This is a genomic window from Shinella sp. AETb1-6 (genome assembly GCF_009826875.1).
Taxonomy (GTDB): Bacteria; Pseudomonadota; Alphaproteobacteria; order Rhizobiales; family Rhizobiaceae; genus Shinella; species Shinella sumterensis.
On record NZ_WUMM01000005.1, the window covers coordinates 159,555 to 183,456 of the forward strand.

Sequence of the window (23,902 nt, forward strand, 5' to 3'; positions counted from 1 at the left end):
CCCGAGGGGAGAAGGGGTGAAACCGATACGCTGGCGGTTCCGGCGAGGCGAATGAAGAAAAAAAGAGCGTTTGCCGTCCTTGCCTTCTCCCCAGCGGGGAGAAGGTGGCCCGAAGGGCCGGATGAGGGGGTATCGCTGCCCCGCTCATCCTTTCAGGTCACGAACCCTTGCCGCCGCACTTGCCGGTGGCGACGTTGAAGTTGCCGCATTCCATGGGCTTGCGCCAATCGGCGATCAGGTCCTTGGAGTCGGGCAGGAAGTCCGACCATTCGTCGCCCACGACGAGGCCGGGCGTTTCCCACACGGTCTCGAACTGACCGTCGGTCTGGATTTCGCCGATCAGAACCGGCTTGGTAATGTGGTGGTTCGGCATCATGGTGGAGTAGCCGCCCGAAAGGTTCGGCACGGAAACGCCGATCATCGCGTCGAGCACGGCATCCGTATCGGTGGTGCCAGCCTTCTCGACGGCCTTCAGCCACATGTTGAAGCCGATGTAATGGGCTTCCATCGGGTCGTTGGTGACGCGCTTGTCGTTCTTCGTGAAGGCCTGCCACGTCTTGATGAACTCGGCATTCGCCGGGTTGTCGACGGACTGGAAGTAGTTCCAGGCCGCGAGGTGGCCGACGAGCGGGCCGGTGTCGAGGCCTGCGAGTTCTTCCTCGCCCACGGAGAAGGCGACGACAGGGATATCTTCCGCCTTGACGCCCTGGTTGCCGAGTTCCTTGTAGAAGGGAACATTGGCGTCGCCGTTGATGGTCGAGACCACGGCGGTCTTCTTTCCGGCCGAACCGAACTTCTTGATGTCGGAGACGATCGTCTGCCAGTCGGAATGACCGAAAGGCGTGTAGTTGATCATGATGTCCTCGGCGGCCACACCCTTTGACTTCAGGTAGGCTTCGAGGATCTTGTTGGTCGTGCGCGGATAGACGTAGTCGGTGCCGGCAAGCACCCAGCGCTCGACGCCTTCGTTCGCCATCAGGTAATCGACGGCGGGGATGGCCTGCTGGTTCGGTGCCGCACCGGTGTAGAACACGTTGCGCTGGCTTTCCTCGCCCTCGTACTGGACGGGGTAGAAGAGGATGGAATTCAGCTCTTCGAAGACGGGAAGCACGGACTTGCGCGACACCGAGGTCCAGCAACCGAAGACAGCCGATACCTTGTCGACGGAGATGAGTTCACGGGCCTTTTCGGCAAAGAGCGGCCAGTCGGAGGCCGGGTCGACCACGACGGCCTCGAGCTTCTTGCCCAGAAGGCCGCCCTTCTTGTTCTGCTCATCGATAAGCATCAGCATGGCGTCCTTGAGCGTCGTCTCGGAAATCGCCATGGTGCCGGAAAGCGAATGCAGGATGCCGACCTTGATGGTGTCGTCGGCCGCGAATGCGCCGTGGAAGGCCGTGGTGGAAAGAATGGCTGCGAGCAATGCGCCGGTGGCGCGCCTCTTGATGGACATGGTCTGAACCCCTCTGTTCGTTTGACCGCAACGGGGCGGATTGGTTGTTTTTGGCCGTTGCTGCGGGGACTATCCGACAGGCATGCTGCGCTGCACATACGTCATATTGCGTAGAAGGCAGGGGTAAGCGGGAAGCTTTTGCGGCGGCGCACCAATTTCGGGGCCGGCGCATCTGTGTTAGGAACATTGCCAGACGGCCGACAAACGGCCCAGGGGACAGCAGCACACGATGGCCGCACGCCAGCGCATCATACCGATCCGCCGCGAATACAATCGCTGGGTCGCCAACCAGACGCTGGAAGACTATGCGCTGCGCTTCACCGCCAAGAGCGCGCGCCGGTTTTCATCCGACCGCATCTCGCAGACCGCCATCGGTGCGATCTCCTTCCTGGCGCTGGAGGCGATCGGCGGGGCGATCACCATGTCCTACGGCACCACCAACGCCATCGTGGCGACGCTGGTCGCCAGCCTGATGATCCTCGTGGTCGGCCTGCCGATCAGCCGCTATGCCATCCGCCACGGCGTCGACATCGATCTTTTGACGCGCGGCGCAAGCTTCGGCTATATCGGCTCGACCTTGACCTCGCTGATCTATGCGAGCTTCACCTTCATCCTGTTTGCCATCGAAGCCTCGATCATGTCCGGTGCGCTCGAGCTTGCGCTCGGCCTGCCGCTGTGGATCGGCTATATCATATCGTCCATCGTGGTGATCCCGCTCGTCACGCACGGTGTGCAGCTCATCTCGCGCTTCCAGCTCGTCACCCAGCCGTTCTGGATCGTGCTCAACATCCTGCCCTTCGTCTTCATCGCCTTCGCGGACTGGCAGAAGGTGGGTGAATGGCTCGCCTATTCCGGCCTGCATCATCCTTCCGGCCCGCCCGGCACCTATGCGCCGTTCAACCTCGTGGAGTTCGGTGCGGCTTCGGCCGTCATCTTCGCGCTGATGGCGCAGATCGGCGAGCAGGTGGACTTCCTGCGCTTCCTGCCGCCGGACGGGCAGCGCAAGCTGCATCACCGCATCGCCGTCTTCCTCGCGGGCTCCGGCTGGGTCATCGTCGGCGCGCCGAAGCTCATTGCGGGCTCCTTCCTCGTCGTGCTGGCGCTATCATCAGGCGTGCCCTCTACCCGGGCGGCCGATCCCGCGCAGATGTACTACACGGCCTTCGGCTACATGCTGCCGTGGGACATGGCGGCGCTGTTGCTGATGGTCGCCTTCGTGGTGGTGTCGCAGCTGAAGATCAACGTGATGAACGCCTATGCCGGGTCGCTCGCCTGGTCGAACTTCTTCTCACGCCTGACCCACAGCCATCCCGGCCGCGTCGTCTGGCTGGTCTTCAACGTCGCGATCGCTCTGCTCCTGATGGAACTCGGCATCTACAGGCTGCTGGAGGAAACGCTCGGCGTCTTCTCCATCATCGCCATGGCGTGGCTCTGCACCATTTCGGCGGACCTCTTCCTCAACAAGCCGCTTGGACTGTCGCCGCCCGGGATCGAGTTCAAGCGGGCGCATCTTTACGACATCAATCCGGTCGGCCTCGGTGCCATGACGCTGTCGGCCGTCATCGCACTGACCGCCCATTTCGGCGCGTTCGGCGAAATCGCGGCGTCGCTCGCACCCTATATCGCCGCCATCGTGGCCTTCATTGCCTCGCCGCTGATCGCCTGGGCGACGGGCGGAAAATACTACCTTGCCCGCAAGCCGCGCCGCAGCTGGGCGCTCGAGCACTCGATCACCTGCTCGATCTGCGAGCACCCTTTCGAACCCGAGGACATGGCCTGGTGCCCGGCCTATGCCGCGCCGATCTGTTCGCTCTGCTGCTCGCTCGACAGCCGCTGCCACGACCTGTGCAAGCCGAAGGCGCGGTTCAATGCGCAGATCGCCGGGGTGGCGAAAACCATATTGCCCGCGACGGCGGTGCGGGCTCTCGGCACGAGGCTCGGCCGCTACGGCATCGCCGCCGTTCTTTCCATCGCGGGCATGGGCGTCATCCTCGCCATGATCGCCCACCAGGTCGGAACCCACTCCCCGGAAACAGCGGCCGTGGTGGAGCGCACCATCGCTGTCGTCTTCTTCGTCTTCGCGGTGGTCGCGGGCGTGGTCTGCTGGTTCTATGTGCTGGCCCATGACAGCCGGGTGGTGGCGGAGGAGGAGTCCTCCCGCCAGACCACGCTTCTCCTCAAGGAAATCGCCGCGCACAAGAAGACCGACGCCGCCCTCCAGCAGGCAAAGGAGGCGGCCGAGGCGGCCAACCGCGCCAAGAGCCGCTATGTCGTGGGCTTGAGCCACGAGCTGCGCACGCCGCTCAATGCCGTGCTCGGCTATGCGCAGGTGCTGGAGCGCGACGAGAGCATCCCGCCGCAACGCCAGAACGCCATCCGCGTCATCAAGCGCAGCGCCGATCACCTTTCCGGCCTCATCGACGGCCTGCTCGATATTTCCAAGATCGAGGCGGGCAAGCTTCAGGTCTATTCCAACGAAATCCATCTGCCTGATTTTCTCGACCAGATCGTGGAGATGTTCCGTCCGCAGGCGCAGGCCAAAGGCGTCGCCTTCGAGCACAGCCGCCCGGCAAACCTTCCGCGCTACGTGCGCACCGATGACAAGCGGCTGCGCCAGATCCTCGTCAACCTCGTCTCCAATGCGCTGAAGTTCACCGATCAGGGTGCGATCCGCCTTGATGTCGCCTATCGCAGCCAGGTTGCGACCTTCACCGTCAGCGACAGCGGCCAGGGCATTCAGGAAAAGGACCTGTCGCGCATCTTCGAGCCGTTCCAGCGCGGCGGCGCCGAGCACGGCCGCATGCCCGGCCTCGGTCTCGGCCTCACCATCACGCGCCTTCTGACCCAGACGCTCGGCGGGGAAATCTCCGTCACCAGTGAATGGGGCAAGGGCACGGAGTTCCGTGTCCGCCTCATGCTGTCGGCCGTCGATCGCCCTGTGGCTGCGAAGGATGCCGTGCAGCGCATCAAGGGCTACAGGGGCCCACGCCGCACCATTGTCGTCGTCGACGACAATGCGGACCACCGCAATCTCATGGAAGAGGTGCTGCGCCCGCTCGATTTCACCGTGCTCACCGCAACAAGCGGCGAGGAATGCCTGTCGCTCGTCGAGGGGCTGAAGCCCGATCTCTTCCTGGTCGATATTTCCATGCCCGGCATGAACGGCTGGGAGCTGGTCGAACGCCTGCGCGCGCGGGCCCAGCCGGCTCCTGTTATCATGCTCTCGGCCAATATCGGCGATGGCACGACGGCCCGTTCCGGCCACAACGACATGCTGGCAAAACCGTTCAACCTGCGAGAGCTCACCGACAAGCTCGCCCTGCATATGGGCCTCGACTGGATCTATCACGATGATGCGGCGATAGACGATCGCTCGAAAACCAGCATCGTCATTCCGGAGGAAGACCATGTGCGCGAGCTGATCCGTCTCGGCGAGATCGGCTATATCAGGGGCATCGAGGCGAAACTCGCGGAAATCGCCGGCGTGCCGGAACACCAGCCCTTCGCGGAAGCCGTGCGCGCCTATGTTCAGGTTTTCGACCTCGCCGGCTATGATGCCTTCCTGAAAACCATGGATCGGAAGGACGCCGCCGCCCGTGACTGAGACAGCCATTCCCCGCGACATCGTCCTTCTCGTCGACGATTCCCCCGAGGCCCTGGGATTCCTGACGGAAGCACTGGAGCAATCCGGCTTCTCCGTGCTGATCGCCACGTCGGGCGCTTCGGCGCTCAATATCGTCAGCCGCATCACGCCCAACATTATCCTGCTCGACGCCGTCATGCCCGGCATGGATGGCTTCGAGACCTGCCTCAGGCTGAAGGCCGACCCTGCCATCAGCCCCGTTCCCGTTGTCTTCATGACCGGCCTCACCGAGACGGAGCATGTGGTGCGGGCGCTGGAATCCGGCGGCGTCGATTATCTCACCAAGCCGATCAATATCGACGAGCTGCGGGCGCGCATCCGCGTGCATCTCACCAATGCCCGCTCCGCCCAGAGCGCCCGCGTGGCGCTGGATGCAGCCGGGCGGCACCTTTTGGCCGTGAGCAGTGAGGGCAAGATCCGCTGGTCGACCCCGCAGGCGACCCGGCTGGTCAACGCCGCGACGGGCAGCGACGAGGGTCTCGACGTCGTCTCCGATCATATCCGTGACTGGATGAAGATGCGCGGCGCGTCCCGCGAAACCACCTTCGCCATCCGCCAGCCCGGGCAGGCAAGCTTGCAACTCTCCTTCCTCGGCAGGATCGACGCGGACGAATTCCTTTTTCGCCTCACGGCTGAAAGCCGCCTTTCCGACGATGAGATCCTGCGCCAGCACTTCTCGCTGACACACCGCGAATCCGAGGTCTTGCTGTGGATCGCAAAGGGCAAATCAAACCGTGACATCGCCGAAATCCTCGGCCTCAGCGCCCGAACAGTGACCAAGCACCTGGAGCAGATCTACGTCAAGCTCGGCGTCGAAAACCGCGCCTCCGCCGCCGTGAAGGCCGCCAACGTGCTGCACGAGATCTAGGATCGGGTGGCCCGGCTGGCGCGGGCGTCCTACGCGTTCATCCGGCCCTTTGACGCCATCGCGCGGTATTCTCCCGGTGGCAGGCCGAATTGGGCTTTGAAGGCGCGGGAGAACTGGGTCTGATCGCTGAAGCCCCAGCTATAGGCGATCTCGGCGGCGGTCTGCACGTTGCCGGCATCCGCAAGCGCCTCGCGGCAAGCCGAAAGACGCTGGATGCGGATCCAGTTGCGGATCGTGTCGCCGGTATCCCTGAACAGCTCGTGCAGGTAGCGGGTGGAGATTCCACAGGCCCCGGCGATACGTTCCGGGTCGAGGCGGAAATCCTGGAGATTGGCGCGCACATAGGCCTCGACGCGGGCGAGATGGGCGCTGCGCACCGTCGAGTTGCCGGATGTCAACACGCGGTCATCCGCCTTGATCGCAAGCACGAGCAAATCGACAAGCTGGCGGCCGACCGTCGTGCGCGCCTCCTGCGTCATGCCGTCGAAGCGGGCGGGCAGGAGGTGCAGCATGTCGGTGAAAAGGCCGCCGGCGCCGTTGTCGGCCTCGAATTGCAGGGTGCAGAAGCGGTCCGGCGCGCGCATGCGCCCGCCAAGCGCGTCGGCCTCGACCTTGAGCACCCACATGTCGGCCGCTTCCGAATGGCTGAACTGGTAGGGCTCGCTGCTGCGCTCCAGGAAGAAGCCACCCGGCCGGCACGTCACCTCGCGACCGCACTGGGAGAAGAACACCTCCGCCTTTGCCGGAACCGTAACGAGGAATTCCTCTTCCCTTGCGGCGCGAAAATGGTGCGGCAGGCGCAGATACTGCAAGGCATCGCAGGTCAGCCGCGAAATCGAGACGTCGCCGAACTGCCATGTCGTCAGGTCGCCGGAGAAGCGGTCGGCTTCGCGAAAGCGCAGGTCGAGCGGGAAGTAGGCCGAGGCGATGGCCTCGTGCCAGTGACGGCTGCGATCGGGTGCGCGTGTCGCGCTTGTGGTGATGCTCGTCTTCATGCGGCTTTCCCTCTTCGTTGAAAGGTATGCACATGATGTCTGCCAGGCAATGAAAATGGCAGCTTGTGCGCTCAAGCGCAAACCGTTGTTCGCCGCCTGCAAAGACCGGGCCGGAAAACTCTGCCTAGATTGAACCCGGCTTCAACGGTGCGACAGACACCGGCGGCCCAGGGAACAGACATTTCAGCTATTCGAACGGTTTCCAGGCCGTCGGTTCTCGCCTTCAATCAGCGTGAACACGATGCTCCATACCCAGACTTCCAAGGTGGACCCGATCACCCTTTCGGTGGTGCGCGGCATGCTCGAGACGACACAGCGCGAGATGACGCTCGCGCTGGAGAAAACGGCCCGTTCGTCGGTCTTCAACCTGGCGCACGATTATTCGACGGCGCTGTTCAACGCCCGGCCGGAAATGATCCTGCAGGGGCAGGACATTCCGATCCATCTCGGCTCGCTCATTCCCGCCATGAAGGCGGTCGCCGCCTTCTTCGGCGACGACATCCACGAGGGCGACCTGATCCTGCACAACGATCCGGCCTTCGGCGGCAGCCACGCCATCGATACCTGCATGTACAAGCCGGTCTTCTACAAGGGCGAGCTCGTCTACTGGACCGTTTGCAAGGGCCACCTCACCGATATCGGCGGGCCGGTGCCGGCGGGATACAATCCGAATGCCACGGAGATCTACGCCGAATGCCTGCGCATTCCGCCGGTGAAGATCTGGGATCGCGGAAAGCCGCGCCACGATGTTTTGAACATGATCCTCACCAACATGCGTGCCCGCCGCGATCAGGAAGGAGACTTCCGCGCCCTGATCGGCGCCTGCCAAGTGGGGGAGCGCAACCTTCTTGCCATGCTCGACAAATACGGCAAGGAGCAGGTGGATGCCTGCGTCGATACGCTTCTCGACATGGCCGACAAGCACATGCGCGCGCTGATCGCCACGGTTCCTGACGGAACCTATGAAGGCATCGCCATCCTGGAGGATGCCGGCCACGGCTTCGGCGATTTCGAGATCAAGGCGACGGTGACGATCAACGGCGACGCTTGCCATATCGCCATCGATAGCCCGCCGCAGATTCCCTATTTCATCAACTCCTACGAGGGAAATTCCCATTCCGGCGTCTATCTGGGCCTCATGATGTTTGCGGCCCTGCCGCCACCCTACAATGAAGGTCTCTATCGCTGCGTCAGTCTCGATTTCGGGCCGAAGGGCACGCTGTGCAACGCACAGGAGCCCGCGCCGCATATGAACTGCACAACGACGCCAATGGAGACGCTGACGGATGCCGTGCGCCTCGCCTTCGAGAAGGCGGTGCCATCGCGGGTCTCGGCCTCCTGGGGGCATGCCAACGGCCTCAACATCGCCGGCCGCGATTCCCGCACCAACGAGGAGTTCGTGACCATGGTGCTGGCCACCATCATTTCCGGCGGCGGCGCGACGCCCAAGCAGGACGGCTGGCATGCCGTCGGCCCGGAATGCTGCTTCGGCGCGCTCACCTCGGGCGATGTGGAACTGCTCGAATATTCCTATCCCATCGTCATCCACCGCTATTCGCTGATGACGGATTCCGGCGGTGCCGGCAAATTCCGCGGCGGTTCCGGCACGGCCTGGGAAGTCGAGCCGCTTAACGGCGACATGCTGTGCATCGGCTTCGGCGAGGGGCGGCGCATTCCGGCGATGGGTGCCGCCGGTGCGACCTCGGCCATGGTCGATACCAAGGTGGGCCGCGTCGAATTGCGGCGTGACGGCGCGGTTCAGGTCGAGCGCAAGAACATCATCGAGACCATCAAGCCCGGCCAGACGATCACCAATCTCAATCCGGGCGGCGGAGGCTTCGGCAACCCGTTCGAGCGGCCGGTGGAAAAGGTCGTTTCCGATGTGCGCAACGGCCTCGTCTCCCTGGAAGGCGCGCGGCTCGACTACGGCGTCGCCATCGTGAGCCTCGAGACCCTTGATGTCGATACGGCCGAGACCGACCGGCTCAGAGCCGCTGTTTAAGGAAGACAGACATGACCATGCATTCCTACCGTCTCGGCATCGATGCCGGCGGCACCTTCACCGATTTCGTCATTGCGGACCGCGCGACCGGTGAGGTCAGGCTGTTCAAGGCGCTCTCCACACCGTCCGACCCCACAAAAGCCATCGAGAACGGTCTTGGCCTGATTGCCGCGGATCTCCAGCGGCCGATCGAGGAGATCATCGCCAACTGCGACCTGTGCATCAACGGCACGACGGTCGGCCTCAATGCGCTGATCACCCATCGCGGCGGCCGTACGGGCCTGATCTGCACGGCGGGCCATGAGGACTCCATCGAGATCCGCAACGGCCACAAGGAAGATGGCTTCCGCTACGACCCGGATTATCCCGCCGCCACGATGCTCGTTCCACGCTATCTACGCCGCGGCGTTCGCGAACGTGTGCTGTCCGACGGGTCCGTGCGCACGCCGCTGCACGAGGAGGATGTGCGCGAGGCGTGCCGGCTCTTTCTCAAGGAGGGCATCGAGACCGTCGCCATCTCCTTCGTCTGGTCGGTGCTCGACCCCTCGCACGAGCGGCGCGCGGCCGAAATCGTGCGCGAGATGATGCCGGATGCCGTGCTGACGGTCGGCAGCGAACTTTATCCGCAGGTGCGCGAATACACCCGCACGTCGACGGCGGTCACGAACGCCTATCTCGCCCCGGTCATGCGCCGTTACATCACGGCGGTCGATGCCTATTTCCGCTCGCTCGGCGCCAAGCAGCCGGTGCGCTACTTCCAGTCGAACGGGGGGCTCGCCATCGGGCAGGTCATGACCGACCGTTCCGTCTACGCCATCAATTCCGGCCCGGCCTCCGCGCCACAGGCAGGGCTCTATGCCGGTGCGCCGTTCGGCCACGAGAATGTCATCACCGTCGATATGGGCGGCACGTCCTTCGACATCACGCTCACCCGCAACGGCCAGACCAACCTCAACAAGAACATCGATTTCCTGCGTTATCGCATCGGTGTTCCGATGATCCAGGTCGAGACGCTCGGCGCCGGTGGCGGGTCGATCGGCTGGGTGGACCCGCTCGGCCTTCTTCAGGTCGGCCCGCAATCGGCCGGTTCCGAGCCTGGCCCGGCCTGCTATGGCCGGGGCGGAGCGGAGCCGACGACGTCGGACGCCAATCTCGTGCTCGGCTATCTCAACCCCGAGGGTCTGCTCGGCGGCAAGCTACCGCTCGATGTGGAGAAAGCGCGGGCGGCGGTGGCGAGGGTCGCCGAACCGCTGGGCATCTCCACGGAGCAGGCGGCCTATGGCATGTTCGCCATCGTCAACAACAACATGGTCAACGGCATCAGGCGCGTTTCTGTCGAGCGCGGCTACGACCCGCGCGATTTCGTCCTCGTGGGGGCAGGGGGCGCGACGGCCGCCCATATCACGGCGCTGGCGCGGGACATGGGCATCGACACGATCATCCTGCCCAAGCTTGCGTCCGGTCTCTGCGCCTTCGGCCAGATCATCTCCGATGTGAAGTACAACTACATGGCGCCGGCTCCCGTGCGGCTCGACAACCCTGCGAGCTACGCACGCATCGATGGCCTCTTCAAGGAGATCGAGGCCAAGGGCGTTGCGCATCTTGAGGCCGATGGTTTCGCGGGGGATGCGATCGAGATCCGCCGTTCGCTCGACATGCGCTATGTCGGCCAGGTGCATGAATGCACCGTGGATATCGGCACCTTCCCGATCGATGAGAACACCATCGAGAAGGTCAAGGACGCCTTCCACGCCCGGCACGAGGAGCTTTACACCTATGCCGAACGGCACAGCGCGGTGGAGGTGGTGAACATCGAATCCACCCTCTACGGCCGCATCGAGAAGGTGCGCCCGCCGAAACTGGCGACTGGCGCCGATGCGGAAGCTGCGCTGAAGGGCCACCGCGATGCGATCTTCGAGCAATCCGGGAAGGTCACCTCCACGCCGGTCTACGATGGCGCGAAGTTCGGCGCCGGCGCGCGCATCGAGGGTCCTGCCATCATCGAGGAGGTGACGACGACCATCGTCATCGAACCCGGCTGGACCAGCGTGCTGCATGAGAGCGGCAGTTATCTGCTGACACGCGCAAAATGAGAATCCGCTCCGCTCCGGGTGGAGCGATGCCTCGCAACAGGGAGACCGGAATGGCAGGCAACATGTCGGCGCCGGCGGCCGTGCTTCCTGTGGTTGTCCGCTCAGCGTTCCGGCAGGTGGAAGGCCTGCTGGAAGTACGAACGGAAGGCGAGCATGGGGGGCGTCAGCTCCATGTTTCGCCGCCAGGCGAGGCCCACATCCATGGCGGGCACGGTGTCGCTGATGTTCACCGTCTCGATGCGCCGGCCCTCGAGCGACCAGGGCCGGTGCACCATGTCGGAAAGGATGGCGACGCCCTGGCCGTTGGCGACCAGCGAGCGAACGGCTTCCACCGAGGAGGTGCGCAGGATGACGCGCGGCTGATAGGGCGTGGCGCTCCAGTATTTCAGGGCGGAATGCGCGGCCTCGTCCACGGTCAGCATGATGTAGGGCTCGTCGGCGATGTTCCTCAGCCCCACCGTTTCGGCCTGCAGCAGCGGATGCTGGGCCGGCAGCCAGAGCCTGCGCGTCGAGCTCAGCACCTTCTCCGTGATCAGGGCCGGGTTCAGGATGTTGGAGGTGAGCAGGACCGACATGTCGTATCGGTTGCTCAGCAACCCCTCCTCGATGGATTCCCGGTTGAGCTCGAAGAGCTGGATCTCCAGCCGGGGAAAGAGCCGCCGCAGCCGCTCGATGTGCAGCGGCAGGAAGTAGCCGATGACGGTATAGGTCGCCGCGACCGTCAGCGTGCCTTCGATCTCGTTGCTGACGACATTGAGATGCGTCGCCTCGTCGACCTTCTTCAGGATTTCGTAGGCATGCGACAGAAACTGCCGTCCGGCGGGCGTCAGGTCCATGCCGTGCGGCGTGCGCAGGAAGAGGCTGACGCCGACCGTGCGCTCCAGTTCCTTGATCGCCGTCGTCACCGCGGACTGCGATATGGAGAGATCGACCGCCGCTTGCGAAATCTGGCCGAGTTCGGCGGTCGCGACGAAGTAGCGGATCTGTCGAAGGCTCAGCGTCATGGTTGTCCTTCCCATTCTGTTTTGCTGCGCGAGGGTATCGAAAAATCAGAACAGGCGGCGTCGAAATGAGCATCGGACCACCCTGTTCAAGGCACAAACAGGTTAGAGCGTTGTTTATCAATGTTTTTGCGGCGCAGCAAAACAAGGCAATCAGTTCTGATTTTCAGAATTCATATATGGAAAAATAGAATTTTTCAAATGGTCCTAATGGGCCTAGCGTTTCCCTGTTCAGATATGCATGTGAGGTTGAGACGGTGCGTGAGGTGGTCGATATCAATTGCGACATGGGCGAGGCCTTCGGCCGCTGGCGCGTCGGCGATACGGACGACGCTTCCCTCATGCCGCTGATCAGCTCGGCGAACATCGCGGCAGGGTTCCATGCCGGTGATCCCAACCTGATGGACGAGACGGTGCGGCTCGCGGCCGAACATGGTGTCGGCATCGGCGCCCATCCCGGCTACAACGATCTTCAGGGATTTGGCCGTCGCAAGATCGCCGGCACCGCCAAGGAGCTTGTGAACGATCTTGTCTACCAGGTCGGCGCCATCAAGGAATTCGCTCATCGCCACGGCGTGCGCCTCCAGCATGTGAAACCGCACGGCGCGCTTTACATGGAGATGGCGGTCAACCCGGAACTCTCCCAGAGCTTCGTGCAATACATGCGCACCGTCGAACCGAATGCCTACATCTTCTGCATGGGTGCTTCGGCGACGTTCCGCGCCGCGACAGAAGCGGGCCAGCCCGTTGTTCGGGAATTCTACGCCGATCGTGACTATGACGACAGCGGCTCCATCGTGTTCACCCGCGATGCCGGCCGGCCCGATCCCGCCGCCATCGCGCGCAAGGTTCTGCGTGCCTGCGAGGAGGGCAAGGTCAGGACCGTCACGGGCCGCGACATCGATATCGCCTTCGAATCCATCTGTTTCCATTCCGACACGCTCGGCGCATTCGACATCGTGCGCCAGATGCGTGATGCGCTGGTGGGAGCAGGTATACGTATTGCGCCGGTTTCGGCCTCGGCCGGGCGCTGACCTTCTGGAGTGGAGAAAAACATGAGCAAGATCGAGATCAGATCGCCCCTGCCGGGCACCTTCTACCGCGCGTCTTCGCCGGACGTGCCGCCGTTCAAGGCGGATGGCGACAGCGTTGCGGCGAGCGACGCGATCGGCCTGATCGAAGTCATGAAGACCTTCCAGGAGGTACCTGCCGGCGTCGATGGCAAGAACATCACCTTCCTCGTCGAGAACGAGGAGCCGGTCATGGCGGGCCAGGTCATCGCCGAGGTGGACGCATGACCATCCGCTCGATCCTCGTTGCCAACCGCGGCGAGATCGCGGTGCGCATCATCAAGGCGGCGAAGGCGCTCGGCATCCGCACGGTACAGGTCCACAGCGCCGCCGACGCCGACATGCTCGCGGTGAAGCTCGCCGACGAAGCGATCGACATCGGATCGCCGGCGCCGAAGAAATCCTACCTGAACATCGAGGCCGTGGTGAATGCGGCCAAGGCCGCAGGCGTGGATGCCGTGCATCCGGGTTACGGTTTCCTGTCCGAAAACGCCGACTTTGCCGACGCCGTGGAAGCAGCAGGCCTCATCTTCATCGGACCGAAGGGCGATGCCATTCGCCTTCTGGGCGACAAGGTCGCCGCCCGCGCCGTTGCCGCCAAGGCCGACGTTCCGACGGTGCCGGGCAGCGCAGGGCGCCTTGCCACGATCGAGGAAGCACGGGCCGTGGCGGCGAAGACCGGCTTCCCGATCATGATCAAGGCGGCCGCCGGCGGCGGCGGTCGCGGTATCCGCATCGCCGCCGACCTGGCGGATCTCGAGCGTCACTTCCCGCAAGCCTCCGCCGAGGCGCTCGCCGCCTTCGGCGATGGTGGGCTTTATCTCGAAAAGGTCATCACCAAGGCGCGGCATGTCGAGGTGCAGATCCTCGGTGACGGCCAGAACTTCGTTCATTGCTTCGAGCGGGAATGCTCGTTGCAGCGCCGCCGCCAGAAGGTCTGGGAAGAAGCGCCGTCCTTCCTTCTTCCGGCCGAGGTGCGGGCCAAGCTGTGCGACAGTGCGGTCGCGCTGGCGTGCGAGGTCGCCTATCGCGGTGCCGGAACCGTCGAATATCTCTATGACGAAACGACGCGCGAATTCTACTTCATCGAGGTCAACACGCGCATCCAGGTCGAGCATCCGGTGACGGAAATGATCACCGGCATCGATCTTGTGTCCGAGATGATCCGCGTGGCCGGCGGCGCACCCTTGTCGATCAGCCAGGCGGATGTCGAGGCATTCGGCCATGCCATCGAATGCAGGATCAACGCGGAAGACCCGGCCAAGGGGTTCATGCCGGCGCCGGGCACGATTTCGCGCCTCGTCGTGCCCGAGGGCGAGGGGATTCGTTTCGATACGATGCTCTACGAGGGCTACACGATCCCGCCGTTCTACGACTCGCTCGTCGGCAAGCTCATCGTCTGGGCCGAAACGCGCGAAGCCTGCCTGGAGCGTCTGAGGCAGGCGCTGAGCGGCCTCGTCATCGAGGGCATTCCCACCACCATTCCCCTGCACCTGGCGCTTGCCAGCGATGCGAGCGTGGCGCGCGGTGCGTTCGATACCCGCTTTCTCGAACGATGGCTTGAAACGGAATTCGCCGCAAAGACCGGCGCGACGGCGGAGGTTGCCTGATGACGACCAGATATTCATTCGGAGGCGACGAGCACCTGTTCGTCGAATGCAGTGAGGAAATGTCGCTTGAAGCCTTCTTCAAGAGCCTTTCCATGGCCAGGGGCGTGCGCGATAGCGCCATCAGGGGCGTAACGGAAATCTGCCCGGCCAACGCCTCGTTCCAGATCAAGTTCGACCCTGACATCATCCATCCGGACGATGTCCTGAAGGAGGTCAAGGCCATCGAGGGCGCAGCCGCCAAGGCCGAGCCCGTGCTGGAGACCCGCATCGTCGAAATCCCCGTCTTCTACAACGACCCGTGGACACACGAGACGCTGATGCGTTTTCGCGAGCGTCACCAGGACCCGATGGGAACCGACCTGGACTATGCGGCCCGCATCAATGGCTACGGCTCCGTCGACGATTTCGTCGGCGCCCATTCGGGCTCGCCGTGGTTCGTCTCCATGGTTGGCTTCGTCGCCGGCCTTCCCTTCATGTATCAGATGGTCGAGCGCCAGCGGCAGATACAGGTGCCGAAATACCTCAGGCCGCGCACGGATACGCCGCGGCTCACTGTCGGCCATGGCGGCTGCTTCGGCTGCATCTATTCGGTCCGCGGTGCAGGCGGCTACCAGATGTTCGGCATCACGCCCATGCCGATCTTCGATCCGACGCAGACGACCAGCTACCTGCGCGATTTCATGGTGTTCTTCCGCCCCGGCGACATCGTGAAGTTCAAGCCGATTGACCGTGACGCCTATGACCAGGCGGTGGAGGATGTCGACAAGGGGCGGTTTGCCCCGCCGATCCGCGAGGTGACGTTCGACCTGCGCGACTACCAGAAGGATATCGACGGCACAAACGCCAAGCTGGAGGGCTTGCTCCATGGCCATTAAGGTTCTTCACCACGGTCTTGCGACCACCGTTCAGGATCTCGGTCGTCCCGGCTACTTCCACCTCGGCATCCCCGTCGGCGGGGCAATGGACCGCTATGCCATGCGCGCAGCCAACCTGCTCGTCGGCAATGACGAGGGCGCGGCGGGGCTTGAAGCCGTGTTCATCGGCCCGAAGCTCGAATTCACCGAGGACGCGCTTGTCGCCGTCACCGGCGCAGACATGCCGGCCAAGGTCGATGGCGTGGCTCAGCCTGGATGGAGCGCCTTCAAGATCAAGGCGGGGCAGACGCTGACCTTCGATTTCCTGAAATCCGGTGCACGCATCTGCATCGCCGTCTCGGGCGGCATCGATGTGCCTGAGGCGCTTGGAAGCCGTTCGACCTATCCGATCGGCGCGCTCGGCGGCTTCAAGGGTCGTCCGCTGGCTGCCGGCGACGAACTGCCGGTCGGCACGGGTCGTCTTGCGAGCGAGGGAAAGAGCGTTCCCGAAGCCATGCAACGAAAGCCCGGCATGCCGGCGGAACTGCGCGTTCTGCCCGGCCTCTACTGGCATCGCGTGACGGAGCAGTCGCAGGAGAACTTCTTCGCCGACGAATGGAAGGTGGCAAACGAGGCGGACCGCATGGGTTATCGTTTCAAGGGCGGCCGGAAGCTCGACTTCGTCGAGCGCGAACAGCCCTTCGGCGCCGGTTCGGACCCGTCCAACATCGTCGACAGCTGCTACCCCTACGGCTCGATCCAGGTCCCAGGCGGCACGGAGCCGATCATCCTGCATCGGGATGCCGTATCCGGCGGCGGCTACTTCATGGTCGGCACGGTCATTTCCGCGGACATGGATCTGATCGGCCAGCTCCAGCCGCACACGCCGACGCGCTTCGTCAAGGTGACGATGGAAGAGGCACTGGCGGCACGCGGCGAGCGCCGGACAGCGCTCGCCCGGCTGCGCGAAGCGCTGGCATAGGAGAGGGCGATGCGCGCGGTCTCTGCACTCCCGACGCGACAGGGTTCGCCGCAAGGCGGATCAGTCGAGAACGGGCGTCAGGTAGGCCGCCGTTACGCCGGGCCCGGGAATGATCGCGACGATCTTCATCTGCGCGATGGTGCGGTTGAGCGAGGCTTCCAGATGGGTCGCCATCATGGAGACCGCCGATTCCGTCGCGCCGCGCAGCAGAAGCTCGGCCACCAGCCGCAGCTCGGTGATGATCGCGGGATCGCCGGGCAGGCCGAGACGGCGCAGCAACCGGTCGGTCGCCGTCACCGGCAGCAGATTGTTGCGCACGAGATCCCTCAGCCGCTCGTTGGGCGCGGCCAGAACGCAGCATTCGATGAACTCGGTCTGGATCGCCTCGCTGTCGCCGAGGCCGCCGGCGGCGCTATCCTCCGCGGCCCGCAGGCGCTTCAGCAGCGCCTCCAGCCGCGCGCGGTTCACCGCGGGTGCGCCGAGGCGTATGGCCGGCGGTTCCAGCATGGTGCGAAGCACGAAATGATCCTTCACCGTCTGTGCGGTGAGCGGGCCGGCGATCCAGTGCGAACTCTGGTTCTTGCGCACGAGCCCGCGCTCGCGCAAGCGCGTGAGCACGTCGCGGACGACGGTGCGGCTGACATTGAAATGGTTGGCGAGTTCCATCTCGACGATGCGATAGCGGCCGAAGACCACGCAGCCCGCGACGTCCGCCTCCACCGTATTGTAGATGCGCTCCCAGGACGAGCGGCTTTGCAATGCCTCGTCCGCATGGCGGGGCACGACGAGGCCAAGCGCCTTGATATCGGTGCGGATCGGCTCGATATCGCCGCCCGGCGGGCCCACCAGGAAGCCGCGGCCGGCGAAGCGATGGACCAACCCATCGGCCTCCAGCGTCTGAAGCGCACGCTGAACCGGCGCGCGCGACGTCTGGAGGATGTCGGCGATGGGGCCTTCGAGCAGCACGAGGCCGGGCGGCAGCGTTCCGGCCGATATGTTGCTGCGCAGCACCTCCTCGGCGATTTCATACCGCTTCTGGCTGCCTGTGGCGGCCTGCTCTTCCTTCATGGGTCCCGTCATCGCTGGGTGTTCATAGCGGGCGCACTGTGCCGCATTCTCCATCGGAAGAAAAGGATGGCATAAATGATTATTGAATACAAAGTTTGAAATTGGAGAATCCGTTGCGGCGGCGCAGTGCGGGCGAGGCAGATGCCGCATGACTGCCGGATTCTCCCTCCCGTTTTGTGAATATTGTGCGCAACAGGCGTATTTCCGCCGCTGCGCGCAGCCGTAAAGGCTACGCAAACGCCGTCGTCCTGGCTTTCCGAGCGCGATTTTTCGGGCTCGATGCGGTCAAGCGGAAAAATATAAAAAGTCTATTGAATACAAAAACCATTCATGGCATGGTTTTGAAATCAAGGCGCCCGCAAGAGGCTCCGTAAGCGGAACGAAGTGAAATGTTCAGGAATATCGCTGCGCCGCGCATCTGACGATGCGTGAACGATGGCTTTTGCTCCTTCGGATGCATCGCGCGTCCGGCGGCGTGCGGAGCATTGCGCAAGGACATTCCCGGCTCAAACTGGTGGGAACAGAGTGTCATCCGTCCTTCAACTGAAGAATGTGCACAAGGCCTTTTCGGGTGTTCCGGCACTGGCCGGTATCGACGCATCGCTTGCGAACGATACCTATGTCTCGCTGCTCGGCCCCAGCGGCTCCGGCAAGACGACGCTGCTGCGCGTGATCGCCGGCTTCGAACAGCCGGACAGCGGTGAAATCCTGTTCTCCGGCCGCCGCGTCGATGGTGTGCCGCCGCATGAGCGCGGCATCGGCTTCGTCTTCCAGAATTTCGCGCTCTTTCCCCATCTGAGCGTTGCCGAAAACATCGCCTTCGGCCTGACAAACCGCGCCGTTGATCCGGTGACGGATGCAAAAGTCGTCGCCGGCCGGGTACGCGACATCATCGGCCTTGTCGGGTTGTCGGGTCTGGAAGACCGCGCCACCACCCAGATTTCCGGCGGACAGAAGCAGCGCGTGGCGCTTGCGCGCACGCTGGTCACCGAACCGAGCATGGTTCTGCTCGACGAGCCGCTCGGTGCGCTCGATGCCAACCTGCGCATGCGCATGCGCGGCGAGCTTCGCACCATCCGCGAGCGCTGCGGCGTGACCTTCTTGCATGTCACGGGCTCGGAGACCGAGGCGCTTGCGATGGGTGACACGGTGCTGGTGCTCGATGCGGGGCGCATCGCGCAATCGACGGATGCCGGCACGCTTTACACCCGTCCGGCCTCGGCCGACGTGGCGCGCTTCCTCAATTGCTACAACATCTTTCCCGGTGCGGTGTCCGGCGATGCTTTCGCCAGCCCCGTCGGCGCACTCGCGCTGGGCGGCATCCGGCAGACGTCGGGCAAGCCGGCCTACGCCATCCGGTACGATCGCGTCGCGATCCGCCCCACGGACGCGGCGACCGCGGATGACGAGGTGCGCATCGAGGCGAGCTTCGTCGCCAGCGAATATTCGGGCGCTGCGATCAACTCCTTCTTCACGCTCGATGACGGTCGCGTCTTCGAGGTGGAGCAGCATCTGAGCCATGCCGCGCCTGCGGCCTATGAGGAGAAGGGCCGCTACGCCCTCGTGTGGAAGCGGGAGGATGCTCTTGTGTTCGTTTGAGACCGCCATCGCCGGTCCTGCCCCCATCCACCCGGAGAATGAGAGATGACGATGGCCGCCACAAGCCATGACACGCCCGTCGAAACGGCGGAGCGTCCGACCCGCAAACAACCCGATCGCACCTTCTGGCTGCTGGCGCCTGGTGCGCTGTGGATGTTGCTCTTCCTGGTCGCGCCCATCCTGATGATGGTCTACGTTTCCTTCTGGACGCAGACCACGTTCAAGATCGAGCCGACGCTGACGCTGAAGAGCTGGGTCACCTTCTTCACGTCGGATACCTATCTCGGCGCGTTGTGGACCACGGTGCGCATCTGGCTGATCGTGCTCGTTTCCACGTTGCTCGTCGGCTATCCGGCCGCACTCTTCGTCGGGCTGTTCGTCAAGAACAAGACGCTGTCGACCGCGCTGCTCGTGCTCTGCGTCATTCCGTTCTGGACCTCCTTCCTCATCCGCGTGCTGGCCTGGCGGCCGATGCTCGGCAAGGAGGGCGCGATCAACATGATCCTCATGAAGATCGGCGTGATCACCCAGCCGATCGAGGTGCTGCTGTTCTCCGAACTCTCCGTCATCATCGGCATGACGCAGATCTACTGCGTCTTCATGGTCGGTCCCATCGCCTTCATGCTGGGCCGCATCGATCCCTCGGTCATCGAGGCCGCGCAGGATCTCGGCGCCGGCTTCTGGCGCATCTTCCGCACCATCATCCTGCCGCTCTCCATGCCGGGCGTGGTGGTGGGCGCCATCTTCGTCTCCGTCATGGTGCTCGGTGAGTTCGCGACATCCGCCGCGCTGTCCGGCCGCAAGGTGAACCTGCTCGGCAACATCATCGTCACCCAGGTCGGGTCGCTGAAATGGGCCTTCGCCGCCGTCGCCGGCGTGGTGCTGACGATCCTGATGGGCGCCGTCGTCGCCGCCCTGCTGCGCGTCGTCGATCTCAGGAAGGAGCTCTGACCATGAACGCTTCCGGCATCAAGTTCGGTCTCGGCGTCTATACCGCGCTGTTCATCGTGTTCCTGTACGGCCCGCTCGCGGTGCTTGCCATCCTGTCGTTCCAGACGGGCCCGGAGGGCGGCCCGCAGTTCCCGATCATCGAATGGTCGACCTACTGGTACAAGCACCTCTTCGGCCTGGCCCCGCCCTCGCGCATCGCGCCGCTGCCCATCGACCAGGCGCTGTTCCGTTCGCTGGCGCTCGCCGTCATGACGATGATCGTCTCCACCGTGCTCGGCGTCACCGCCGCCCAGGCGTTCCGCAGGAAGTTCCGCGGCTCGGGTGTGATCTTCTATCTCATCGTGCTCGGCATGATGGTTCCGGGCGTGCTCGTCGGCCTCGGCATGGCGCTGGTCGCCAACACGCTCGGCATCGACCGCCACTGGTGGGGCACGGCCTTCGTTCTGCATGTGGTCTACACGTTCCCCTTCGCCTTCCTCGTCATGCTGGCGATCTTCAACCGCTTCGATCCGAGTGTGGAAGAAGCTGCGTGGTCGCTCGGCGTTCCGCCGGCCCGGACCTTCCGCAAGATCACCTTCCCGCTGATCTTTCCCGGCGTGCTGTCGGCCATGCTGTTTGCCTTCACGCTGTCCTATGACGAGTTCTCGCGCACCCTGTTCGCCTCGGGCCGTGACCTGACGCTGCCGCTCGCCATCTACGGCACCTTCTCCGTGGAAGTGCATCCGAACGTCTTCGCCTTCGGCGTGCTGACCACGCTGTTCTCCTTCGCGCTGCTCGGCACCTATGCCGTGCTGATGGGCATGTCCGTCAGACGCGCCAAGCGCTTGGCCATCCAGGAGGAGGCGTGATGAGTGGCGTCGCTCTCGTCACCGGTGCGGGTTCCGGCATCGGCCGCGCCATCGCCCTGAAGCTCGCCGCAGACGGTTATGCCGTGACGGCCAACGACCTCTCGCTTGACCGTGCCGAGGCGGTGGCAGACGAAATCCGCGGCGCAGGCGGCAAGGCCGTGGGCGTGGCCGGCGATGTGTCGAGCGAAGCGGATGCGGCCGCCATTCACCGCGCCGCGTCCGCCGCGCATGGCGACGTCATGCTTTTGGTCAACAATGCCGGCATCGCGCATCAGGCGCTGTTCGAAAACCTCGACGTGGCCGACTTCGATCGCATGTTCGCGGTCCATGTGCGCGGCACGTTCCTGATGACCAAGGCCGTGCTGCCCGCGATGCTGGCGGCCGGTGCAGGCGTCATCGTCAATGTCGCCTCGCAGCTCGGCCAGATCGGTGGCGTCGAACTGGTGCACTATTCGGGTGCGAAGGCTGCGATCATCGGCATGACCAAGGCGCTTGCCCGCGAGGTTTCGGCTCGTGGAGTACGCGTGAATGCCGTTGCGCCGGGGCCGATCAACACGCCGTTGGTCATGCAGCTTTCAGAGGAGTGGCGTGACACCAAACGCGCCGGCCTGCCGCTTGGCCGCTTCGGCGAGCCGCAAGAGGTGGCCGAGACCGTCGCCTTCCTCGCATCCCCCGCCGCCAGCCTTTTTGTCGGACAGACGCTCGGACCGAATTCCGGCGACGTGATGCTTTGATACCGGAGAAAACCATGCCTGCAGAAAACAACCGCATCGTCATCGTCACCGGGGCCGGCATCGGCATTGGCGCGGCAACCGCGAAAGCCTTCGGCGCGCTCGGCGACCACGTCGTCGTCACCGATATCCTCGAAACGGAAGGTCGCGAGACCGCCGAGGCGATCGTCGCGGCCGGCGGCTCGGCGGAATTCCATCGCTACGACGTTCGTTCCACCGCCGCGACGGATGCGCTGGTTTCCGATATCGAGGCGCGGCATGGCCGCATCGACGTGATCGTCGCCAATGCCGGCATTGCGCATCGCACGCCGCTTGCCGACCTCACCGACGAAAAATGGGACCTGACCTTCGATATCGACCTGAAGGGCATCTTCCGGCTCGTGCGCGCGGCCGCGCCCGGCATGCGCAGCAGACGCTCCGGCGCGGTCATCGCGCTCTCGTCCATCATGGGTGTCGCCTATGGTTGGGACGAGCACGTGCATTATTCCGCCGCGAAATCGGGCGTCGTCGGCCTCGTGCGCGGTCTGGCGGTTGAAATGGCGCGCGACGGCGTTCGCGTGAACGGCATCGCGCCGGGCTACATCCGCACCGCCCAGCTCCTCTCCGAGGAGAATTCGCTCGGGCCGACGGGTGCTGAAAAGGCGGCCGAATTCATTCCGATGGGACGGCTCGGCACGGGCGAGGACATCGCCGATGTCGCTGCATTCCTCGCCTCCGACAATGCGAGATACATGACCGGGCAGGTGCTGGTCGTGGATGGTGGCCTGCTGGTGGGCCGGTACTAGCCGTCCGCAAAGGACGGAGAACAGGGGCCGCAAAACGGCTCCAGGGAACGACAAACAAACTGGAGAAGAGATATGTTCAAGTCGGAAATAAATCGCCGCTCGCTCCTTAAGCGCTCGGCCGGAGTGATGGCGCTTGCGATGGGCGGCGGCACGCCGTTCCTGTCCTCGCGCATGGCATTTGCGCAGGCCGCCGATCTTGCCGGCCAGCAGCTGCGCACCATCGGTCTTTCCGTCACGGTGCAGGAGCGCATTCTCGAGCAGTTCAAGAAGGAATCGGGCGTCGGCGGCACCTCGGGCACGGCAGCGACCTTCCCCGACGCGCAGACCAAGATCCTTTCGGGCTCGAAGGATTATGACTGCTGGGAGATCATCGCCGAGCGCCTGCCATCCATCGTCATGACCGACAATGTCGAGACGATTCCGGCCGCTTCGCTGAAGAACTGGGCCAATATCCGCGATACCTTTACCACGGCTAGCGACAAGTGGGACCGTTCCGCGCAGATCGTCGGCCAGATCTGGGCCGATGAGGCGCAGACCGTGCTCAACATGGTTCCGGCCGTCTACAACTACGACTCCATCGGCTACAATCCGGATGTGGTGTCTGAAGAAGAGGCCAATACCTGGGCCTGCATCTTCGATCCGAAGTGGAAGGGCAAGTCGGGCCTGAATACCGACCCGCTGATTGCTTTCGGCCAGGCCATCATGGCCATGAACTCGCTCGGCCTGTCCGACGTGAAGAACCCGGGCAACCCGACCGCCGCCGAAATCGACGAGGCCGCGGCCTTTCTCATTTCCAAGAAGAAGGAAGGCCAGTTCCGCGCGCTCTGGGGCGATTTCGGCGAACTCGTCAACCTCATGGCATCTGGCGAAATGGTCGTCTCCGACGCATGGCAGCCGGCCGTCATGGCCGTCAAGGCACAGGGCAAGCCGGCGAAGTACGCCGTTCCGAAGGAAGGCTATCGCGGCTGGGCCATCGGTCCGTCGATGATCGCGGGCACCACCAACCGGGACGCCGTCATCGCCTATGCCGATTACTGGCTGTCGGGCGAGCCGGGCATCACGGTTTCCGAGCAGGGCTACTATTCGCCGTCCACCAACATCAAGGATGTCATGGCGCCGGAGAAATACGCCTTCTGGTATGAGGGCAAGCCCTGGGTCGGCGCGGAAGAGCGCGGCATCAAGGAAGGCGACCTGCGCGACGGCGGCTCCCTTGAGGAGCGCGCCAAGAACGTCGCCTACTGGCACCAGTGGCCGGAAGAATACGACCACCTCATCCAGAAGTGGGACGAATTCCTCAACGCTTGATCCCAAGACGTGTGGACCGGGGCGCGCATGGCCCCGGTCCACGGACC

General features: G+C 63.8%; 19 protein-coding genes. 15 read left to right on the forward strand and 4 right to left on the reverse strand.

Annotation, left to right across the window (positions count from 1 at the left end; genetic code table 11):
* Positions 1-157: 157 nt before the first annotated feature.
* Positions 158-1,450 carry an urea ABC transporter substrate-binding protein gene (urtA, locus tag GR158_RS10670; RefSeq protein ID WP_134652330.1) on the reverse strand — a complete coding sequence of 431 codons (1,293 nt, stop codon included), beginning with the start codon at positions 1,448-1,450 and terminating at the stop codon, positions 158-160.
* Positions 1,451-1,679: 229 nt separating this feature from the next.
* Between urtA and GR158_RS10675 the strand changes: the two genes are divergently transcribed.
* Positions 1,680-5,054, forward strand: coding sequence for an ATP-binding protein (locus GR158_RS10675; protein ID WP_160871077.1), 3,375 nt, complete (start codon positions 1,680-1,682; stop codon positions 5,052-5,054).
* Positions 5,047-5,961, forward strand: coding sequence for a response regulator (locus GR158_RS10680; RefSeq protein ID WP_160871078.1), 915 nt, complete (start codon positions 5,047-5,049; stop codon positions 5,959-5,961). Before GR158_RS10675 ends, GR158_RS10680 begins: the two co-directional genes overlap by 8 nt.
* A 29-nt stretch (positions 5,962-5,990) precedes the next feature.
* On the opposite strand, the gene GR158_RS10685 is transcribed toward GR158_RS10680, so the two are convergent.
* A complete protein-coding gene (locus tag GR158_RS10685; RefSeq protein ID WP_160871079.1) occupies positions 5,991-6,956 on the reverse strand; it encodes a helix-turn-helix domain-containing protein in 966 nt (321 codons plus the stop codon).
* A gap of 241 nt (positions 6,957-7,197) precedes the next feature.
* Here GR158_RS10685 and GR158_RS10690 point away from each other — a divergent pair, with 241 nt between their 5' ends.
* Complete coding sequence (locus tag GR158_RS10690) at positions 7,198-8,958, forward strand: hydantoinase B/oxoprolinase family protein (protein WP_134652338.1); 1,761 nt, start codon at positions 7,198-7,200, stop codon at positions 8,956-8,958.
* A gap of 11 nt (positions 8,959-8,969) precedes the next feature.
* Entirely contained in the window at positions 8,970-11,051 is a 2,082-nt protein-coding gene (locus GR158_RS10695; RefSeq protein ID WP_160871080.1) for a hydantoinase/oxoprolinase family protein, read from the forward strand.
* Between the two features lie 101 nt (positions 11,052-11,152).
* Here the strand turns inward: GR158_RS10695 and GR158_RS10700 are convergent, their stop codons facing one another.
* Entirely contained in the window at positions 11,153-12,055 is a 903-nt protein-coding gene (locus GR158_RS10700; protein WP_160871081.1) for a LysR family transcriptional regulator, read from the reverse strand.
* A 254-nt stretch (positions 12,056-12,309) separates the two neighbouring features.
* On the opposite strand from GR158_RS10700, the gene GR158_RS10705 reads away from it, so the two are divergent.
* The 5 genes from GR158_RS10705 to GR158_RS10725 are packed head-to-tail and all read left to right on the forward strand — an operon-like array spanning position 12,310 to position 16,568.
* Complete coding sequence (locus GR158_RS10705) at positions 12,310-13,086, forward strand: 5-oxoprolinase subunit PxpA (protein WP_160871082.1); 777 nt, start codon at positions 12,310-12,312, stop codon at positions 13,084-13,086.
* Between the two features lie 21 nt (positions 13,087-13,107).
* Positions 13,108-13,350 carry an acetyl-CoA carboxylase gene (locus GR158_RS10710; RefSeq protein ID WP_160871083.1) on the forward strand — a complete coding sequence of 81 codons (243 nt, stop codon included), beginning with the start codon at positions 13,108-13,110 and terminating at the stop codon, positions 13,348-13,350.
* Positions 13,347-14,732 carry an acetyl-CoA carboxylase biotin carboxylase subunit gene (locus GR158_RS10715; RefSeq protein ID WP_160871084.1) on the forward strand — a complete coding sequence of 462 codons (1,386 nt, stop codon included), beginning with the start codon at positions 13,347-13,349 and terminating at the stop codon, positions 14,730-14,732. Before GR158_RS10710 ends, GR158_RS10715 begins: the two co-directional genes overlap by 4 nt.
* Complete coding sequence (locus GR158_RS10720) at positions 14,732-15,607, forward strand: allophanate hydrolase subunit 1 (RefSeq protein WP_160871085.1); 876 nt, start codon at positions 14,732-14,734, stop codon at positions 15,605-15,607. The genes GR158_RS10715 and GR158_RS10720 overlap by 1 nt, the downstream gene beginning before the upstream one ends.
* The gene (locus tag GR158_RS10725) at positions 15,597-16,568 is read left to right on the forward strand and encodes a biotin-dependent carboxyltransferase family protein (protein WP_160871086.1); all 972 of its coding nucleotides are present in this window, start codon (positions 15,597-15,599) and stop codon (positions 16,566-16,568) included. Before GR158_RS10720 ends, GR158_RS10725 begins: the two co-directional genes overlap by 11 nt.
* Positions 16,569-16,628: 60 nt before the next feature.
* Here GR158_RS10725 and GR158_RS10730 read toward each other — a convergent pair whose 3' ends face one another.
* Positions 16,629-17,636, reverse strand: a complete 1,008-nt coding sequence (locus GR158_RS10730) for a GntR family transcriptional regulator (protein ID WP_160871218.1) — start codon at positions 17,634-17,636, stop codon at positions 16,629-16,631.
* A gap of 525 nt (positions 17,637-18,161) precedes the next feature.
* Between GR158_RS10730 and GR158_RS10735 the strand changes: the two genes are divergently transcribed.
* The 6 genes from GR158_RS10735 to GR158_RS10760 all read left to right on the forward strand — a co-directional run bounded on the left by GR158_RS10735 (position 18,162) and on the right by GR158_RS10760 (position 23,855).
* A complete protein-coding gene (locus tag GR158_RS10735) occupies positions 18,162-19,235 on the forward strand; it encodes an ABC transporter ATP-binding protein (RefSeq protein ID WP_160871087.1) in 1,074 nt (357 codons plus the stop codon).
* 45 nt (positions 19,236-19,280) lie between these two features.
* Positions 19,281-20,186 carry an ABC transporter permease gene (locus GR158_RS10740; RefSeq protein WP_160871088.1) on the forward strand — a complete coding sequence of 302 codons (906 nt, stop codon included), beginning with the start codon at positions 19,281-19,283 and terminating at the stop codon, positions 20,184-20,186.
* A 2-nt stretch (positions 20,187-20,188) separates the two neighbouring features.
* A complete protein-coding gene (locus tag GR158_RS10745; protein WP_160871089.1) occupies positions 20,189-21,034 on the forward strand; it encodes an ABC transporter permease in 846 nt (281 codons plus the stop codon).
* Positions 21,034-21,768: an SDR family NAD(P)-dependent oxidoreductase gene (locus tag GR158_RS10750; protein ID WP_160871090.1), complete on the forward strand. Its 735-nt coding sequence runs from the start codon at positions 21,034-21,036 to the stop codon at positions 21,766-21,768. Before GR158_RS10745 ends, GR158_RS10750 begins: the two co-directional genes overlap by 1 nt.
* A gap of 14 nt (positions 21,769-21,782) precedes the next feature.
* Positions 21,783-22,550, forward strand: coding sequence for an SDR family NAD(P)-dependent oxidoreductase (locus GR158_RS10755; protein ID WP_160871091.1), 768 nt, complete (start codon positions 21,783-21,785; stop codon positions 22,548-22,550).
* A gap of 72 nt (positions 22,551-22,622) precedes the next feature.
* Positions 22,623-23,855, forward strand: a complete 1,233-nt coding sequence (locus GR158_RS10760; protein ID WP_160871092.1) for a PotD/PotF family extracellular solute-binding protein — start codon at positions 22,623-22,625, stop codon at positions 23,853-23,855.
* Positions 23,856-23,902: the final 47 nt, after the last annotated feature.

Excerpts from the sequence above, each read along its gene's own strand:
- GR158_RS10715 (WP_160871084.1), top strand. The coding sequence starts at position 13,347 with ATGACCATCCGCTCGATCCTCGTTGCCAACCGCGGCGAGATCGCGGTG.
- GR158_RS10695 (WP_160871080.1), top strand. The coding sequence starts at position 8,970 with ATGACCATGCATTCCTACCGTCTCGGCATCGATGCCGGCGGCACCTTC.
- GR158_RS10720 (WP_160871085.1), top strand. The coding sequence starts at position 14,732 with ATGACGACCAGATATTCATTCGGAGGCGACGAGCACCTGTTCGTCGAA.
- GR158_RS10685 (WP_160871079.1), bottom strand. The coding sequence starts at position 6,956 with ATGAAGACGAGCATCACCACAAGCGCGACACGCGCACCCGATCGCAGC.
- GR158_RS10740 (WP_160871088.1), top strand. The coding sequence starts at position 19,281 with ATGACGATGGCCGCCACAAGCCATGACACGCCCGTCGAAACGGCGGAG.
- GR158_RS10760 (WP_160871092.1), top strand. The coding sequence starts at position 22,623 with ATGTTCAAGTCGGAAATAAATCGCCGCTCGCTCCTTAAGCGCTCGGCC.
- GR158_RS10700 (WP_160871081.1), bottom strand. The coding sequence starts at position 12,055 with ATGACGCTGAGCCTTCGACAGATCCGCTACTTCGTCGCGACCGCCGAA.
- GR158_RS10750 (WP_160871090.1), top strand. The coding sequence starts at position 21,034 with ATGAGTGGCGTCGCTCTCGTCACCGGTGCGGGTTCCGGCATCGGCCGC.
- GR158_RS10725 (WP_160871086.1), top strand. The coding sequence starts at position 15,597 with ATGGCCATTAAGGTTCTTCACCACGGTCTTGCGACCACCGTTCAGGAT.
- GR158_RS10745 (WP_160871089.1), top strand. The coding sequence starts at position 20,189 with ATGAACGCTTCCGGCATCAAGTTCGGTCTCGGCGTCTATACCGCGCTG.
- urtA (WP_134652330.1), bottom strand. The coding sequence starts at position 1,450 with ATGTCCATCAAGAGGCGCGCCACCGGCGCATTGCTCGCAGCCATTCTT.
- GR158_RS10730 (WP_160871218.1), bottom strand. The coding sequence starts at position 17,636 with ATGAAGGAAGAGCAGGCCGCCACAGGCAGCCAGAAGCGGTATGAAATC.
- GR158_RS10675 (WP_160871077.1), top strand. The coding sequence starts at position 1,680 with ATGGCCGCACGCCAGCGCATCATACCGATCCGCCGCGAATACAATCGC.
- GR158_RS10690 (WP_134652338.1), top strand. The coding sequence starts at position 7,198 with ATGCTCCATACCCAGACTTCCAAGGTGGACCCGATCACCCTTTCGGTG.
- GR158_RS10755 (WP_160871091.1), top strand. The coding sequence starts at position 21,783 with ATGCCTGCAGAAAACAACCGCATCGTCATCGTCACCGGGGCCGGCATC.
- GR158_RS10710 (WP_160871083.1), top strand. The coding sequence starts at position 13,108 with ATGAGCAAGATCGAGATCAGATCGCCCCTGCCGGGCACCTTCTACCGC.